Raw genomic sequence first — 17229 nt, 5'->3', positions numbered from 1 at the left:
TCGGCGACTGAACAGCACTGAGCCGTCAGGCGGCCTCGAGTTCCTTGCGCAACCTCGCCAGCCCGGTGCGGACTCGGGTCTTGACGGTGCCGAGCGGCACGGACAGCAGCTCGGCCGCCGCGGTCTGCGTCAGGCCCTGGAGGTGGGTGAGATCGATGGCCTGGCGTTGGAGTTCGGGAAGGGCATCCATCGCCTCTGCGATCTTCACGCTCTGGAGACGGAGTGAGACTACCTCGTCGGTCGAGTCCTGCGAGTTGTTGAGTTCCCGGATGCCCTGCCGCCAGTCACGCGCGGTGCTGGCCTCGGACGCCCTCACCCTGTCGACCGCGCGGTTGTGGGCTGTGCGCAACATCCATCCCACGGCGCTGCCACGTGCGGGATCGAACCGTGCCGCCTGCTGCCAGATCTCGAGGAAGACGTCCTGGGCGACCTCTTCGGACTGCGCGCGGTCGCGGAGTATCCGGACGATGAGCCCGAGGATGCGCGGGCTCATCCGGTTGTACAACTCGCTGAAGGCGGCAATATCGCCGGTTGCCGCACCCTGCAGGAGCCTGGCTTCAATCTCTGTGACAACAGCGTTGGCAGACATCTCTTCCGTTCGTCTCGACCGTGCACGCGGGTACGCGCGCGAGCAGGGGGTAGCTGCTCACGGGAAGAGACTGCGGATCGGCACCGCTATGACGCCGATCCACAAAGAAAATCAGGCCGCAGAAATCAGGCCGCAGAAATCAGGCCGCAGAAATTCAGGCTGCGACGTATCCGTACTTATTGCGAAGCGAGTTCTCGACGATGGTGAGCCCGTCGAGCCCCGGCATGCGGGAGATGTGCTCGTCGAGCTTGCGGATCTCGCGCAGCCCCTCGGGCCCGGCGAAGATGTGACCCATCACGTGGGTGACCTCGGCCGGCTCCATGACGCTCGAACCGACGGGGCCCCAGGCGTTCTTGAGCGCGAAGCGCGCGAGCACCTGTGCCTTCCTGCTCTTGCCGAGTCGCTCCCTCGCCTGCGTCGCGTAGAAGGCCACGTGACGCGCCTCCTGCTTGGCGATACGGCGCAGCAGCTCGGCCAGCACGGGGTGCTGCTCGAGCTCGGCCATGCGGTTGTAGGCGGCAACAGCCGACCATTCGTTGGCGGCGCCCCAGATCATGTGCACGGCGATGAAATCCTTGCCGACGATGTTGCCGAGCAGTGACTGCTTGATCGGATCGAGGCGGTCTTTCCAGCCCAGCTTCAGGCGCGTGGCCTTGAGCTGGTCGAAGTCGAGAGTCACACCGTGAGCGCCGAGGACAGCAGCGAGAGCCTCGCCGTGCCAGAACTCTTCGCGGTTCCACATGGTCATGAACGCACTGACATCGGCCTCCTTGTGGGAGGGAGTGACAAGCAGGTCCCGAAGGTAACAGACCGTGTGGTACTCGATATCTGCCATGTACCTGAGGCTCCGCAGCGTGCTTTCGGGCAGCGGGTTGGTGCGGAACTGGTCGAAATCGAGGTCACCCCAAACGACCTTCTTGGACGTGGAGGTGTACTTGTCGATATCAAATGCCATGGGATGCCGCGGACCGACCTAGGAGGTCTGCCCGACTCCTTCCGTGCTCTGTGGTGCTTCGGGTGCAGCGGTGTCTGATGCTGTTCTCTTGTTGTTCGTAGGCATCGGCAGGATGGGCTTGGATGTCGCGGAACCGCGTTTCCAGTCGAGCACGTTCCAGTGCTTTTCCATGGCGTGCCGGTAGAGGCTGATGTCGGGATTCACCACGCTCGGGTTTCCGAGCAGCTGGAGCCAGACGAGGTCGGCGTGGCTGTCCCCGTAGCCGTAGGAGTGCTCGAGATCGAACCCGTTCTTGGCCGCGTAGTGACGCAACCACGCTGCGCGGGCTTCATCGACCAGCGGCGGATCGGCGAGGAATCCGGTCAGGACGCCGTTGCGTTCGTGCATGCTTCCGGCAACGACCTCGTCGAAGTAGGGCAGGAACGGTTCGACCATGAGGTCGATGGTTCCCGTGACCAGCACGGTGCGGTGCCCGGCGTCGCGATGCGCCTGGACCCGGCGGAGGGCATCCGGCAGCGCCCGCCTGAGCATGGCGCGACCGAAACTGCCGCTGACGAGACCCTGGATCTCGCTGACCTTGAAGCCCTGGTAGCGGCGCATGAAGGTGCGGATGAACTCTCCACGGTCGCGACGCTCTGCCCTGAAGTATTTGGGCAGCGAGAATGCGAAGTTGCCGAGGTCGTGAGCGACCCGCTTGCGGGGAACGCTTCCCGACCACAACTGCAGGTACTGCTTGACGAGGTTCGACTCGAGCACCGTACCCTCGAGGTCGAAAATCGCGACGACATCGGACCGCTGGGGGAGGGCGCGGGTGGCGCGCTCCTTGGCGGCCGGTCGCTTGCCGAATGCGCGAGTGAGAGTGGTGACCGCGGGGAAGTGCACCTTTTGGAAGTAGTCTTCCCAGTCGATCTCGGTGACGTCGAATCCCTCGTTCTTCTGCACATCGTCCGGGAGGGAAAGGAACAGTGCCCTGGTGTTCGTGTCGTCGAAGATGATCTCCGTCTGCACGTATGCACGGTAGAGCTCGGTGAAGGCGCGGAGCTTCTGCAACCCGTGCTTGCCCTTGGTGACGGTATCGAGCCAGGTTCGAGTGCGCGGGGTCGTCGGAAGGTGCTCGATGAGCCGCTCGGCGGTCGCCGCCTGCTTCTCGCGGCGAGCCAGCGCGTTCTCGACGCGGACGCCGCCGGGGAATCGCCACAGCGGAACGGTGATGTGGCCGGTGCCATCGGGAAGCGGGTTCTCGGTGAAGTAACGGTTGACGTTCTCGTACATGCGGTGGAACGGCAGCGGATTGCTGGCTCCCGAGCTCACGTGGTAGTACTTCGGCTCGTTCGGCTTCGCGTCGCGAGCGGCGACAGCCAGCGCGGCGTTGACCACGAAGTCGACGGGGATCACGTCGAGGATCGAGTCCGGCAGACCCGGGAAATCCGGGAGCTGGCCGCGGCCGTAGGCGATGATGAGCGGGTCGGCGACCTTGTAGCCGTCGATCCAGCCCGGGAACGGGTGATGCAGCGAGCTCTCGATGATGGACGGACGCACGATCGACAGGCGGTGGCCGGACTGTGCCCACAGCTCTTCTGCCGCGCGCTCGGCGAATGCCTTGGTGAGCGTGTAGACGTCGGTCCAGCCCAGGCTCTCGGCGCGGGTGCGGCCATAGTCGACGAGGCGCTCGCGCACCCAGGCTGTGCGGGCGGCTTCGGCGAATCCTGCAACGGCCTGCGGGCCGGTCTTGCCGTGGCGAGCCTTCGCCGCGGTGAGTTGCGCGCGTAGGGCTTCCGGCTGGCGTGACTCAAGCTCGACCCTGATCCTGGCCGACTTCGCCGCTTCGTACTCCGCGCGCCAGTCGACGTTGTGGGTGAGGGATGCCTCGGGCGCGATGCCCTTGCGGATTCCGCCGACATACGCCGTGGAGATGTGCACGACGTGGGGGGTGCTCTTGCTGGCCAGCAGGGCGCCGTAGATGCCGTGCGCTCCGCCGACATTGGTGTCGAATGCTTCGTCGATCGGTGGATCGAATGAGACGGTCGAAGCGCTGTGGATCACGACGTCGATGTCATCCGGAAGCGTTCCGACGTTGCCGAGGCTGCCCTCGTGGGCGGTGACACGGGTCGAGAACTGGCGGTGCGCCTCATCCTCGCCCACGGTCTCGATCCAGTTCTTGAAGACCGGCTTGCGCAGCAGCCCGGCGAGTCGCGCCTGGCCCGTCAGGCTGCCCTTTCCGCGCACCAGCACGGTCATGCGGGTGTCAGGATGCGACGACAGCAGTCGTTCGAGCAGTGCCTGCCCGACGAACCCCGTCCCTCCCGTAATGAACACGTGCTCGTTGGTGAGCACGGTGTTCTTCGTGGCCGGAGCCCGTGCCGCAAGGGGTTTCTTGCGAACGGGCGTCTTGCGTGCAGGCTTTGCGCCTGCGGGAGTGTGGGGAGCGTCAGTCACAGCCTGGCGGCCTTTCCGATGAGGTTGAGCCCGGACTGGCCGGGAAGGGTATCGATGCGGGCGTCGAGCTCGCTGATGATCTCTTTCGCTGATCCGAAGAGCCGCTGGAAAAAGAATTCTGTTTCATGGGGCGGCTCGGCTTTCGCACCGACCGGCCATGGGGTCTTCTGAAGTCGTCGCTTCGTGATCTTTCGAGCCTGCGCCGACTCTGTGAGACGGTACCGGGACTGGAGTTCGAAGAACTCGAGCTGACGGTCTTTCAGCGCAAGGAACTTCTCGATAGTCCTGGTGAGCTGCGGGTGCGGCTCGATCTCGATGAGTCGACGGTAAGCCGCCTGGCTCAGCCAGGTGTCGATCGTGCCGAGCGTCATGTGCACTGCGATCATGGGGAGCCCCACGATGTTCGCGTAGATGGCTTCACGGATGGTGCGCTCCACGGGCGTGATGAACGGAGCACGGTCGACATCGGTGCCGTCCGGCTGATGCGCGAGACCGATCTGTTCGAAGGCGTCAGCGATCCAGTACTTCTCGAAGGCCCAGGTCGTCAGGAACGCCGTGATCCGAGCGTCCTTGTGGGTGGCCGTGACCAGGACACCACGCAGGTGTGTCATGGTGGCGCGTTCGATGATCTGCAGGTACCTGAGCAGGCGCAGGGCGTCTGCGCTGAGCGGAGCGCTCTTGTATTCGTCGAGCTCCAGTTCGTCGCGATGACTCGCTGCAGCGTCCCTCGCATACTCCCGGACATCGAAGTCGGGTGCGGGGAATCGCATGATGTCGACCTCCCTCTCCGCGGGAGCTTCTTTATGTTCCGGCATGCGAACTACCTCCAAAGCGCGGGACGAATCCCGTCAAGTGTACTAGCCAGTCGCTACGGGGCCCGTAGCGTAATGTAAGGGACATGGCAACGGCTCTCATCACGGGCGGCACATCCGGCATCGGAGCCGAATTCGCCCGGCAACTCGCTGCCCAGGGGTTCGATCTGGTGCTCGTCGCCCGCGATAAAGCGAGGCTGGACGCGATGGCGGCCGAGCTGTATGCCGCTTCAGGCATACAGGTAGAGACGATGGCCGCCGATCTCGCCGATCGGACGGATGTCGCGAGAGTGGTCGCCCGCATCGAGGACCCAGCTCGCCCCCTCGACGTGCTGGTCAACAACGCCGGCTTCGGACTGCGGGCACCGTTGACGTCCACCGACACGTCACCGCATGACCACGCGTTCGACGTCATGTGCCGCGCAGTCCTCGTGCTGGGCGGAGCAGCCGGACGCACGATGAAGGGGCGCGGCGGGAAGATCATCAACATCTCGAGCCTGCAGTCGTACCTCGCCACCGGCTCATACGGCGCCATCAAGGCGTGGGTGACAGCGTTCAGCGAGGGATTGTCCGTAGAACTCCGTGGCACCGGTGTGAGCGTCACCGCAGTGCTTCCGGGCTGGGTGCGCACGGAGTGGCACGAACGCTCAGGGGTGCGTCGGAGTTCGATTCCCGGGGTCCTGTGGACCGAGCCCGATACCGTCGTGCGCATAGCTTTGCGCGACGCACAGCGCGGCAGGGTCATCTCCATACCGACTCTTCGCTACCGTGTACTCGGGTGGTTTGCCCGGCACGCGCCTCGAGCCGCAATCCACTGGATCTCGTCCAAAATTTCGTCAAGCAGAACTGACACAGCCCAACCAGCGCAGGGCTCCGAACATAACGACATGAAGGCCGAAAACCAGTGAGCCCGTCGATGGATCGATTCACGTCTTCAGGGGTTGCGGGAGTCAGGTTCCTCGCCCAGCGCGGAATCCTGAAGCCCGTGGTCTGGCGGCTCGTGCGGGTGACGATCCGTGGCGAAGACGCGATCCGCAACCTCGACGCGCCCTACATCGCGGTCGCCAATCATTCGAGCCACCTGGATGCCCCGCTTGTGATCGGGGGACTGCCGAGGCGGCTCTCGCGGTACCTCGCTGCCGGGGCGGCCGCCGACTACTTCTTCGACGTGCAGTGGCGCAAATGGCTCACGACACTGTTCTTCAACGCCTTCGCCATCGAGCGGAACTCCGAGGGCAAGCGCACGGGATCCTCGCGCGCGCTGCTCGAGCGCAAGGTGCCCCTTCTCATCTTTCCCGAGGGCGGCCGGTCGAAGTACGGCGAGATGGGCCCGTTCAAGCCCGGCGCTGCAGCGCTCTCCATCACCACGGGAGCACCGTGTCTCCCCATCGCTCTGGTCGGGGCGAGTGAGGCCATGCCCCGGGGCGTGAACTGGCCCCTTCGCGGACGGTATCCGGTCACCATCGTGTTCGGTGCACCGATGCGACCTGACGAGGGCGAGACTGCCGAGCAGTTCTCGCGACGACTTTCAGGCGAGGTTCGTCGCCTGCATGAAACTGTGCGACCGATGCCGGCTCGCGCCCGGAAAGGAACGACATGACCAAGGCTATTGACCGCACCGCTGTGCACCACATGAAGTGGTGGGGCTGGGGCGTTGACGGTGTGGGGTTCCACCATGAAGACAAGCCGGGTTTCGCGCCCTTCGTCAAGTTCGCGGTCGGCCTCGACCTCGGCACCGCAGTGCGCGCGGGGGAGCCGTCGTTCGACGACCTCAACGTGCCATCCAGCAATGCCACCGAGGAGTTCACCGCGCGGTTGACGGAGATCGTCGGCGCCGAGAACGTCACGACAGACGACATGGCTCGCGTGGTCCACACCTACGGCAAGAGCATCCGCGACCTGATCCGCGTGCGAAGCAACGCGATCCTCCGTAGCCCCGACGTCGTGATCTACCCGGCCGACGAGGCCGAGATCCAGCAGATCGTGGATGCCGCGGTCGCAGCCAACGCCGTCATCATCCCGTTCGGCGGCGGCAGCAACATCGCCGGCAGCCTCGAGCCGATCCCCACTGAGACCCGCACGATCGTCTCCCTCGACCTCGGTCGCCTGCGGGCCGTGATCGACATCGACACGGATTCGGGACTCGCCCGCATCCAGGCCGGATCCCAGGGTCCCGATCTCGAGGAGCAGCTGAACAAGCTGGGCTGGACCATCGGTCACTTCCCCGACAGCTTCACCCACTCCACCGTCGGTGGCTGGGTCGCGACCCGGTCATCCGGAATGCAGTCTGACAAGTACGGCGACATCGCCGACATCGCGCGCGGCATGCGCGTGGTGCGCCCCGGCGGGGTGCTCGTGCTGCGACCGCTGCCGTCGACGTCGAGCGGCCCGAGTGTGCGCGAGATGATCCTCGGAAGCGAGGGGAAGCTCGGCGTTATCACCGAGGTGACCGTGCAGGTGCACCGCATCCCCGAGAAGCGCGATGTCTATGCCTACTTCTTCCCGAACTGGGCGTCGGGGATCGCCGCCATGCAGGCCATCAGCGAATCGGATGCCGCCCCCTCGATCACCAGGATCTCGGACTCGCGAGAGACCTCGTTCTCGCTCGCGACGTCGAAAGACCGCAAGGGCGTGTCGAAGTTCATGGCGGAGTCGGCGCTCCCGGGCATCATGAAAGCCAAGGGCTGGAACCTCGACGACATCTGCCTGTCGTTCATCGGATTCGAGGGCAGCGTCTCCCACGCGAAGCACCAGAAGTCGCTCGTCGATGACATCGTGAAGAAGCACGGTGGCATGGGCGTGGGCACCGGCCCCGGCATCCTGTACGACCAGAAGAAGTTCGACACCCCGTACCTGCGCGACTTCCTGCTCGACATGGGGGCGGCGGGCGACGTGTCAGAGACCGCGGCGCCGTGGTCGAAGCTCGTCGGTGTGCACAAGGCTGTTTACGAGGCGGCCCAGGGCGCCTACGACCAGCTCGGTAACGACGGCTGGATCATGAGCCACATGTCGCACTCCTACCACTCGGGGGCCTGCCTGTACTTCACGTTCGCCTTCACCTTCGGTGACGACCCGATCGCGGAGTACAACCTCGTCAAGAACGCCATCCAGCAGGCCTTCGTCGACAACCACGCCACGATCTCGCACCACCACGGTGTGGGCCTCGAGCACTCGCCGTGGATCACGCAGGATATCTCGGAGGAGGGCGTGAAGATCATGACGGGGCTGTTCGAAAGCGCAGACCCCGCTCAGAACTTCAACCCGGGCAAGATCCTCCCGCACTGAGCCCGATAACCCTCGTGGCCCGCCGGCTCAGACGCTGAAGGCGGGCCACAGCAGGGTGAGTACAGAGTCGACCCAGGCTTCGTCTGTCGCGCGGCCGCGGATCAGTTCGGCCACGACCACGCCGAGAAGGATGCTCATGGCCAGCTCGATATCGACGTCGCGGTTGATCTCCCCGGCGATCGCGCGTTCGCGCAGGTCGTCTCTGAGTGCCTTCGTGGAGCCCCGGATCATCCCGAGCAGCAGTTGCGTGAACTGCGGATCCTCGTTCATGATGATCGCGGCCACCGTGCCGCGACCGACCACGTTCTCGATGGTGTCGCTCGCGTGACGCAGCACCCACCTCAGCGAATCCTTCGCGGTGAGTCCTTCGGGAAAGCTGACCGAGGTGGCTGCGGTGGAGATCGCGGCGGTGAGCAGCGACTCACGATTCTCGAAGCGACGGTAGATGGTTGTCTTCGCGACCCCCGAGGCCGCAGCGACCGATTCGATGCTGACGGCGAGCGGGCCCCTGCCGCGCAGGATGTGGAGAGCAGCCTCGAAGATGCGGGCGTCGACATCGGGATGCCGCGGCGGGCGTGCCGGTGTCGCTTCGGTCACACGCCATCACCTCGCAGGGTCTCGGGCTCCCATGATATCGGCGACCCTCGCAGGTGCGGATGACTGTCGCTGACGGTACCCTGCGACGAGGTGACGTCGGGGTCGCCGCCGAAGGGGGAGCAGATGCCGTTCATCGATAGCGCGGGCCGGGAGTTGGCATCCATCGAACTGGGCCAGGTTCCGGTGACGGCGCCGACCTTCCAGCTCAGGGAGCGCATCGGTTATGTGGAGGCCGGCGCCTCCCCGGAACACATCACCTGGGCGGAGGCGCACATTCGCGCCACAGAGCCGTTGCCCGGCAATCGCACCGACCTGGCCTCTGTCCCGCTGATCTTCTGGAGCCTGATCGCGTCATACGGGAGGCAGACGGCCGCCGCGGTGGTGCACGACAGCGAATGCTGGAGGGTGCGGCAGTCTGTGCTTCCTGTCGTGGATGCACTTGCCGAGCGTGAGCGCATTGACCGGGCGTTCCGGCTCGGGCTCCGCGAGCTCGGAGTAGCTCCATTCAGGGCCTGGCTGATGTGGACCGTGGTGTCGTTCGAGCGCTACCAGAAGCACTCGACCTCCCGCTTCGTCGCAATGCTCGCGCTAGGCATCATCGGTCTCCTTCTCGTGGTGGCGGGCACCACTCTCGCCGTCACCGGAACTCCTGCCGCAGCGGCCCTCATCGCGCTTCCCCTGGCGTCGAGTACGATCGGCGGTCGCCACTGGAGGCTCCTCGTCTGGGCCAGCTACGCCGGAGCGCTCATGCTGCCGGTCGCCGTGCTCCAGGTCGCGGCCTATCTCCCGTATTTCGCGATCGAGAATATCGTGTGGGCGCTCGTCGACCTGCCCAGGAGACGGGGATCTCCCGTGCTGGGGCCGACCGACGTCCGCAACCTCCGCCGGGTGGGAAGCTAGCGGGGAGCGGGTGCCGGAGGCACTTCTTTGGCGGCGATCACGGTGTCGACCGCGATCCGTTCCACCCCGCGCTTGCCGTCGACTACGAGCGTCGATGCGTCTGCGCTGATCAGCATGCCGAGAGCATCCGTCGCCTGGCCCGACGGCAACCTGTACCGCACGACGACCCGCATTCCCGGGGTGGGGATGGCTACCATGACCCGGGTGCGTAGTCCTTGAGGAAGATGCCGAACAGGTCTTCGCCGGCCTCTCCACGCACGATCGGGTCGTAGACGCGAGCGGCTCCATCCACCAGGTCGAGTGGCGCGTGGAAGCCCTCCTCGGCGAGCCTCACCTTCGTCGGATGCGGTCGTTCGTCGGTGATCCAGCCGGTGTCGACACTCGTCATCAGGATCCGGTCGCTCTCGAACATCTCGCGCGCGCTCGTGCGGGTGAGCATGTTGACGGCGGCCTTGGCCATGTTGGTGTGGGGATGCCCCGGCCCCTTGTACCCGCGACCGAAGACACCCTCCATCGCGCTGACGTTCACCACGTATGTGCGGTGCGCGTCGCTCGACGCCATCGATGGCCGCAGTTTGGAGATCAGGATGAACGGCGCCGTGGTGTTCGCCAGCTGCACCTCGAGCATCTCGAGTGGGTCGACCTCGTCGACGTGCTGTGTCCACGAATTGACGGTGTCGAGGTCCGGAAGCAGCCCGCCGGCATCGATCGCCGTCCCTGCGGCGAGCCGCTCGAGCGAGCTCGAGCCCGGCGCCATGGCCTGCTCGGTGAGTTCGTCGGCCCTCGCGGCCGCTGCCGCCAGGATCGGGTGCGCGCTGACGGATCGCGCGAGAGCCTGGGGGTGCTGGTCGTTGGTGTGCCCGAAGGTCACCAGCTCGGGCCGCGGCCCATCCGGCAGCGGAGCGAGCTCGGCATCCACGAGCGGCTGGTAGGCGCCGGGGGAGCGCCGCACTGTCTGGGTTGCGTTATTGATCAGGATGTCGAGGGGTCCGGCGGCCGCGACATCGTCGGCGAGACCGATCACCTGGGCGGGGTCGCGCAGATCGATTCCGACGACCTTCAGCCTGTGCATCCACTCCGCCGAATCGGGAAGGCTCGTGAACCTGCGCACGGCGTCCCGGGGGAACCTGGTCGTGATCGTCGTGTGGGCGCCGTCTCGCAGCAGCCGCAGGGCGATGTACATCCCGATCTTTGCGCGACCGCCGGTCAGCAGCGCGCGCTTGCCGGTCAGGTCGGTGCGTGCGTCGCGCTTGGCGTGGCTCATCGCCGCACAGTCGGGGCAGAGCTGGTGATAGAACGCGTCGACATGCGTGTACGGCTTCTTGCAGATGTAGCAGGCGCGCGCCTTGATGAGTGTTCCGGCGGTGGGCGCGGTGGTGGTCGTCGAGATCGGGATGCCGCGGGTCTCGTCGTCGATTCGATCCGGCGCTCCGGTGGCGGTCGCGGCGATCACGCTGCGGTCGGCGTCGGCGATCACTGCGCGTTTCTCGAGCCTTCGTTCCTTCTTGACGGCCTTGAACATCTTCGCGGTCGCCCGGCGGACCGTGATGAAGTCAGGATGTTCCTCGTCGATATCCGCCATCTGCGACAGCACTTTCAGCACGACATCGAGATCGTCAGGGTCGATGCCGCTGGGCTCGTTCTTCTCGAAGGTCACACGAGATTCTACGGCGAACCCCGGGCGTGCCCGGCCCGCGGTCACCTATGGTGAGGGCATGAAGGTTGTCGCCGTGTACAGCACTAAGGGCGGGGTCGGTAAGACGACGGCCGCGGTGAACCTCGCGTGGGAAGCCGCCAAAGACCTGCGCGTGCTGCTATGGGATCTGGATCCGCAGGGTGCGGCGACGTTCCTGTTCGACGTCAAGCCGAAGGTCAAGGGCGGTGTCGATGCCCTGATCAGCGGCAGGACCGATGCGGGCAGCGCTGCCAGGCCCACAGCGTTCGAACGACTCGACGTGATTCCGGCCGACGACAGTTACCGTGACCTCGAACTCGTCATGGACGGGGCCAGAAAGTCGACTCAGCGCATCGCGAAAGTGCTGGATTCGATCAGGGGCGACTACGACGTCGTCATCCTGGACTGCCCACCCGGCGCATCGCTGGTCGCGGAGAACGCCATCCATGTCGCGGATGTTGTCGTGCTTCCCCTGGTGCCGTCACCGCTGGCGCTGCGCTCGCTCGAGCAGGTCGGCCGCCTCGTCGCAGACACGGATAAGAAGACACCGGTGCTGGCCTTCCTGTCGATGGTGGATCGACGCAAGACCGCTCACCGTGTCGCCCTCGAAACGTTGCCGACAGCCCACAGGGACGTCATCGATGTGTTCGTCCCCGCGACCGTGCTCATCGAGCGGATGGGAATGGAGCTCGCGCCCGTCGGTACCTTCGGGCCGACCTCAGAGGCCGCGCGATCGTTTGCCGCACTCTGGGGCGCTGTGCGGAAGGCCGCCGGGCTGAAAAGCGCCGGCACGAAAAAGTCCAGGCACTAGCCTTCAGCTATGCCGTACAAGCTGCTTCTCGACTGCGATCCAGGGCTCGATGACGCGCTGGCGCTGCTGCTCGCGCACGGTGATCCGGATATCGAGCTCGTCGCGGTGACGACGGTCGGCGGCAATGTCGCCCTGCAGAACACCACCAGGAACGCGCTCCAGCTGCGGGAGTACCTGAAGTTCCCGAAGGTTCCGATCTCCGCGGGCGCGGCCGGGCCGCTCACGAGGTCGTTCCGTGACGCGGCACACGTGCACGGGGCCGGCGGCCTCGGCGCCGTGACACTGCCCGAGGCGACTCTGGAGGTCACCGGCATCCACGCCGTCGACGCCATCATCGATGTGCTCAGGGCGACTCCCGGCAGCATCCACCTGGTGGCGACCGGCCCCCTGACCAATATCGCCCTGGCGCTTGAGAAGGAACCGGCCATCGCCCGCTGGGCTGCGTCGTTCACGATCATGGGTGGGTCATACACCCGCGGCAACGCGACAGTGGCCGCCGAGTTCAACATCTGGGCAGATCCAGAGGCCGCCCGGATCGTGTTCGACGCCGACTGGCGCGTCACCATGATCGGGCTCGACCTGACCCTCCAGGCGCAGGCCAATTCGATAGTTATCGAGCGGATGACGCGGCTGGGCGCGCTCGCCGACGAACTGATCGTGCCGCTGTCGACCTTCTACTTCAATCCGAACGTTCCAGACTGGGACGGCCAGGCCGTCCACGACGTCTGCGCTGTCGCCTACGTGGCGCGGCCCGACCTCTTCGACACCCGGCCCGCACGCGTCGACATCGAGACCACCGGTGAATTCACCACGGGGATGACCGTCGTCGACTTCGATTCGCCGTCGCCCAACGCCGTGGTGGCGACGACTCTCGACGTGAGCGGATTCTGGGCATACGTGGAGACCGTCTACGCGCGAGTGGCCGCCGAGCACTCGGCGTAGCGCCGCCGCTGAGCCGGACCGCCGCCGCGCATCCGTCCCCTCGCGCCCGTCCCCTCGCGCATCCTTTCCCTCGCGCCCGTCCCCTCGGATCCGTTCCCTCGCGCATCCGTCCATCTCGCGAACTGCGCCATATCGTGGAGGCGGCCTGAGCGCTCCCACGATATGCCGCAGTTCGCGGCAGGGTGAGCGCGGTAGTGACGCGAGAAAGGTAGTGGCGCGGCGGGCGGCGGGCAGCGCAGCGCGGCAGGCCGGGCAGCGGGCGGCGCGGCGCGGCGGGCGGCGCGGCGGGCGGCGGGCAGCGGCGGGCGGCGCGGCGGCCCCGGTGCGCGCAGCCGGATACGGTTGAGGGATGGCAGCCCTCCTCGACCTCGCGCCGAGTCCGTTCGATGCGGATGCCGCATACACCGCGTTCGCGGGTTGGGCCGAAAGCCGCGGACTCCCGTTGTACCCCGCGCAGGATGAAGCCCTCATCGAGATCGTCTCCGGCGCCAACATCATCCTGAGCACCCCGACCGGAACCGGGAAGTCCCTGGTCGCGATCGCGGCCCACTTCACGGCGCTCGCGCAGGGCAAACGCTCGTTCTACACGGCACCCATCAAGGCCCTCGTGAGCGAGAAGTTCTTCGCTCTCGTCGACATCTTCGGCGCCGAGAACGTGGGCATGGTCACAGGCGACTCGAGCGTCAACCCCGACGCCCCGATTATCTGCTGCACAGCGGAGATCCTGGCCAACATGGCCCTGCGGCAGGGCGCTGACGCCGAGGTCGACCAGGTCGTCATGGACGAGTTCCATTTTTACGCAGACCCGGATCGCGGCTGGGCGTGGCAGGTCCCTTTGCTGACACTGCCGCGCGTGCAGTTCATCCTGATGTCCGCGACTCTCGGCGACATGAAGCCGATCGCCGACGACCTGACGCGCCGCACGGGCCGCGAGACCGCGCTCATCACCGGTGTCGATCGTCCGGTGCCTTTGCACTATTCCTACGTGATGACTCCGGTGCATGAGACGGTCGAGGATCTGCTCGGGACCGGGCAGTCACCGATCTACATCGTCCACTTCTCCCAGGCTGCCGCGCTCGAGCGAGCGCAGGCCATGACGAGCATCAAGGTCATCAGCCGCGAGCAGCGCGACGAGATCGCGGAGGCGATCGGCGGATTCCGCTTCACCACGAGGTTCGGGCAGACCCTCAGCCGCCTGATCCGATCCGGAATCGGCGTGCACCACGCCGGCATGCTGCCCAAGTACCGCAGGCTCGTGGAGCAGCTCGCCCAGCGTGGCCTGCTGCGCGTGATCTGCGGCACAGACACGCTCGGCGTGGGCATCAACGTGCCCATCCGCACGGTGCTGCTGACCGCTCTCACCAAATACGACGGCGTCAGGATGCGCCAGCTGAGCGCTCGCGAATTCCACCAGATCGCGGGCAGGGCCGGGCGCGCCGGCTACGACACGGCCGGAACCGTCGTCGCCGAGGCTCCGGACCACGAGGCCGAGAACGCGAGACTCGTCGCCAAGGCGGGGGACGACCCCAAGAAGGTGCGCAAGATCGTGCGCAAGAAAGCGCCGGAGGGCTTCGTGTCGTGGGGTCAACCCAGCTTCGAGCGGATGATCGCCGCGGAGCCCGAGCTGCTCACGAGCCACATGAAGGTCAGTCACTCGATGATCCTCAACGTGATCGCCCGCGGTGGTGACGCGTTCGCGAACATGCGGGACCTGATCTTCGACAGCCACGAAAGCTGGAACGGCAAGCTGGCCCTGGCGCGCCAGGCGCTCGCGATCTACCGCACCCTGCGTGCCGCCGGTGTCGTCGAGCAGATCACCGTGCCCGTGATGGCGCTGTACGACGGCGAACTCGTCGAGACCTTCGAGGAGAACATCGAGATCAGGCTGACCGTCGACCTCCAGCCGAACTTCGCGCTCAACCAGCCGCTCTCGCCGTTCGCGCTCGCCGTGTTCGAGCTCCTCGACCCGGAGTCGCCGACCTACCCGCTCGACATGATCTCGATCCTCGAATCGACCCTCGACGACCCCCGCCCGGTTCTCCAGCAGCAGCAGTTCATGGCTCGGGGCGAGGCCGTCGCCGCGATGAAGGCCGAGGGCATCGAGTACGACCAGCGCATGGAACTGCTCGAGCAGGTCACGTGGCCTAAACCGCTCGAAGAGCTGCTGGATGCCGCGTTCGAGCAGTATTCCGCGACCCAGCCGTGGATCGGAGACTTCGCTCTCAGCCCCAAATCGGTCGTGCGCGACATGTTCGAGCGTGCAATGACGTTCGCCGACTTCACCGGCTTCTACCAGCTCGCGCCCCGGGAGGGGCTTGTGCTGCGCTACCTCTCGGATGCCTACCGGGCGGCTCGCCAGACCATCCCTGACGAGGCCAAGACCGAGGGGCTGCTCGACGTCATCGAGTGGCTGGGCGAGCTCGTGCGCCAGGTCGACTCGAGCCTGCTCGACGAATGGGAGGCGATGATCAACCCGTCGGCCGACCCGACCGCGCCAGTGGTGCCCCCCGCGCCACCCAGCGTGCTGGGGAATCCTCGGGCGTTCCGCGTGCTCGTGCGCAACGAGATGTTCCGCCGCGTGCAACTCGCGGCGCTCGAGAACTGGGAGGCGCTCGGGGAGCTGGATGCGGCATCCGGATTCACGGCCGACGCCTGGGCCGACGCGATGGACCTGTACTTCGACGAACACGACACGCTCGGCACCGGCGGCGACGCTCGCGGCCCCTCGATGATCGTGATCGAGGAGGGCGCCCGGCAGTGGACCGTCCGGCAGATCTTCGACGATCCGGCGGGCGATCACGACTGGGGGATCAGCGCGACTATCGACCTCGCCGAATCCGCCGAGCTGGGTCTCGCGGTGGTGCGCCTCACCGCCGTAGGAATGATCTAGAAGACGTTGCGCTGCAGGTAGTCGTTGCGGAACTTGCCCGTCGGGTCCAATTCTTCGGCCAGGGAGACGAACTCGCCGAGCTTCGGATACAGCTCACGGCGCACCGCGTGGAACAGCTTGCCCCAGTGCGGTCTGGCGTCGAACGGCGCCAGGGCATCCTCGATCACGGGCAACAGGGCGAGCACAGCGTCTGGCTCGAACTTCCAGGTGAAGTGGATGCCCACCGCGTCGGTCTCGTATGCGCCGCTCAGCCACAGCGAATCCGCCGCCATCGTCCGCAGTTCTGAGACGTAGAGGTGGGGCGCGATGCGGTCGCCCAGCCCCCGGATCGCGGAGATGGCAGCGACCGCGTGCCGGCGCGGCACGAGGTACTCGGTCTGAAGCTCGTCCCCGTTGCTCGGGGTGAACCCCATCCTGAAGTGGGGGAGCCTGTCGATCCACGGTCCGGGGATTCCGCCCTGGGTGGTGGTGCTGCTGGACGAGGCGTCGGGCAGCGGATGCAGGTCGGTCGCAGCGCGGGCGGCACCGTAGAGCTCCTGCGGGGGCTTGCGGTCGCCGATCCTGGATTTCAGCCACACGTCGCCGACCGCGTCATCCACCCAGCGGGTGAAGATGCTCGTGCTGTAGGCGCGCGTCACGATGCCGTCGTAGTTCTCGAGCAGCGAGTTCCAGCTGAGGCCCGAGAAGACATCCTGTCTCACGTCGAAGGTCGGCTCGATATCGAGGGTGATCCTGGAGACGATCCCGAGTGCCCCCAGGGAGACGACGGCGCCGTCGAATTCGGGATCGACCGGTCCGATGGTCCGCAACTCTCCGCTCGCCGTGACGATCTCCAGCCCGGAGACGGCGCGCGCGAGGGTGCCGTTGGTGACACCGGAACCGTGGGTGCCGGTCGCGATCGCCCCGGCCACCGAGATGTGCGGTAACGACGCCAGGTTGCGAAGGGCCCAGCCAGCGCCCTGCAGTACTACGCCGAGTTCGCCGTAGGTGAGCCCGGCCGAGAACGACACGGTCTCGGTCTCCTCGTCGATGACGATGTTCGGATCCATCGCCGCGAGGCTGACGAGTTCGGTGGAATCGGCCAGGTCGTTGAACGAGTGCCTGCTGCCGAGAGCCCGGATGGTGCTGGCCGCTGAGACGAGCTGCTGGAGCTCATCGATCGTTCCCGGCTGGTGGAGGGTGCTGGCGCGATATTCGTGGTATTTCGCCCAGTTCGTTCCTATGCTCACCTGCCCATTCTGCTCCAGCGGCAGGCTCAACCCTGCATTCGTCGCTGCCCGCGCGCCCGATGCAGTGCTCGCCGCCGCGGTTGCCGGGGGATCGGTGCGCTCGGGTGT

The 17229-nt window shown here is 66.1% G+C and carries 15 protein-coding genes; 7 read left to right on the top strand and 8 right to left on the bottom strand.

The window, feature by feature from the left end; translation table 11 throughout:
- Positions 1-25 precede the first annotated feature (25 nt).
- From IWX81_RS04430 to IWX81_RS04415, 4 genes are all read right to left on the bottom strand, one after another.
- Positions 26-589 (bottom strand): sigma-70 family RNA polymerase sigma factor, encoded by a 564-nt coding sequence (locus tag IWX81_RS04430; protein ID WP_199280011.1) that lies wholly within the window; start codon positions 587-589, stop codon positions 26-28.
- Between the two features lie 154 nt (positions 590-743).
- Positions 744-1544: a ferritin-like domain-containing protein gene (locus IWX81_RS04425; protein ID WP_199280010.1), complete on the bottom strand. Its 801-nt coding sequence runs from the start codon at positions 1542-1544 to the stop codon at positions 744-746.
- A gap of 18 nt (positions 1545-1562) precedes the next feature.
- On the bottom strand, positions 1563-3980 hold the full coding sequence (locus IWX81_RS04420) for an SDR family oxidoreductase (RefSeq protein WP_334593024.1): 2418 nt from the start codon (positions 3978-3980) through the stop codon (positions 1563-1565).
- A complete protein-coding gene (locus tag IWX81_RS04415; RefSeq protein ID WP_199280009.1) occupies positions 3977-4795 on the bottom strand; it encodes a hypothetical protein in 819 nt (272 codons plus the stop codon). The genes IWX81_RS04420 and IWX81_RS04415 overlap by 4 nt, the downstream gene beginning before the upstream one ends.
- Before the next feature lie 83 nt (positions 4796-4878).
- Between IWX81_RS04415 and IWX81_RS04410 the strand changes: the two genes are divergently transcribed.
- From IWX81_RS04410 to IWX81_RS04400, 3 genes are read left to right on the top strand one after another with little or no spacing between them, the layout of a single operon-like run.
- The gene (locus tag IWX81_RS04410; protein ID WP_199280008.1) at positions 4879-5700 is read left to right on the top strand and encodes an SDR family NAD(P)-dependent oxidoreductase; all 822 of its coding nucleotides are present in this window, start codon (positions 4879-4881) and stop codon (positions 5698-5700) included.
- Between the two features lie 8 nt (positions 5701-5708).
- Positions 5709-6392 (top strand): lysophospholipid acyltransferase family protein, encoded by a 684-nt coding sequence (locus tag IWX81_RS04405; protein ID WP_334593021.1) that lies wholly within the window; start codon positions 5709-5711, stop codon positions 6390-6392.
- Positions 6389-8077 (top strand): FAD-binding oxidoreductase, encoded by a 1689-nt coding sequence (locus IWX81_RS04400; protein ID WP_199280006.1) that lies wholly within the window; start codon positions 6389-6391, stop codon positions 8075-8077. Before IWX81_RS04405 ends, IWX81_RS04400 begins: the two co-directional genes overlap by 4 nt.
- Before the next feature lie 27 nt (positions 8078-8104).
- Here the strand turns inward: IWX81_RS04400 and IWX81_RS04395 are convergent, their stop codons facing one another.
- Positions 8105-8674: a TetR/AcrR family transcriptional regulator gene (locus IWX81_RS04395; protein ID WP_199280005.1), complete on the bottom strand. Its 570-nt coding sequence runs from the start codon at positions 8672-8674 to the stop codon at positions 8105-8107.
- Positions 8675-8797: 123 nt separating this feature from the next.
- On the opposite strand from IWX81_RS04395, the gene IWX81_RS04390 reads away from it, so the two are divergent.
- On the top strand, positions 8798-9574 hold the full coding sequence (locus IWX81_RS04390) for a DUF1353 domain-containing protein (protein WP_199280004.1): 777 nt from the start codon (positions 8798-8800) through the stop codon (positions 9572-9574).
- On the opposite strand, the gene IWX81_RS04385 is transcribed toward IWX81_RS04390, so the two are convergent.
- On the bottom strand, positions 9571-9771 hold the full coding sequence (locus IWX81_RS04385) for a putative acetyltransferase (RefSeq protein ID WP_199280003.1): 201 nt from the start codon (positions 9769-9771) through the stop codon (positions 9571-9573). The two genes, IWX81_RS04390 and IWX81_RS04385, sit on opposite strands and share 4 nt — an antisense overlap.
- The gene (locus IWX81_RS04380) at positions 9765-11231 is read right to left on the bottom strand and encodes an SDR family NAD(P)-dependent oxidoreductase (protein ID WP_334593018.1); all 1467 of its coding nucleotides are present in this window, start codon (positions 11229-11231) and stop codon (positions 9765-9767) included. The genes IWX81_RS04385 and IWX81_RS04380 overlap by 7 nt, the downstream gene beginning before the upstream one ends.
- 58 nt (positions 11232-11289) lie before the next feature.
- Between IWX81_RS04380 and IWX81_RS04375 the strand changes: the two genes are divergently transcribed.
- The 3 genes from IWX81_RS04375 to IWX81_RS04365 all read left to right on the top strand — a co-directional run bounded on the left by IWX81_RS04375 (position 11290) and on the right by IWX81_RS04365 (position 15892).
- The gene (locus IWX81_RS04375) at positions 11290-12060 is read left to right on the top strand and encodes a ParA family protein (RefSeq protein WP_199280002.1); all 771 of its coding nucleotides are present in this window, start codon (positions 11290-11292) and stop codon (positions 12058-12060) included.
- Positions 12061-12069: 9 nt separating this feature from the next.
- Positions 12070-13002, top strand: a complete 933-nt coding sequence (locus IWX81_RS04370; protein WP_199280001.1) for a nucleoside hydrolase — start codon at positions 12070-12072, stop codon at positions 13000-13002.
- Between the two features lie 349 nt (positions 13003-13351).
- Positions 13352-15892, top strand: a complete 2541-nt coding sequence (locus tag IWX81_RS04365; RefSeq protein ID WP_199280000.1) for a DEAD/DEAH box helicase — start codon at positions 13352-13354, stop codon at positions 15890-15892.
- Here IWX81_RS04365 and IWX81_RS04360 read toward each other — a convergent pair.
- On the bottom strand, positions 15889-17121 hold the full coding sequence (locus IWX81_RS04360) for an FAD-binding protein (RefSeq protein ID WP_199279999.1): 1233 nt from the start codon (positions 17119-17121) through the stop codon (positions 15889-15891). The genes IWX81_RS04365 and IWX81_RS04360 overlap by 4 nt on opposite strands.
- Positions 17122-17229: the final 108 nt, after the last annotated feature.

This window comes from Salinibacterium sp. CAN_S4 (assembly GCF_015752305.1).
GTDB lineage: Bacteria > Actinomycetota > Actinomycetes > Actinomycetales > Microbacteriaceae > Rhodoglobus.
Note: the sequence above shows the minus strand (reverse complement) of the source record. Positions and strands in the feature narration are given on the sequence as shown.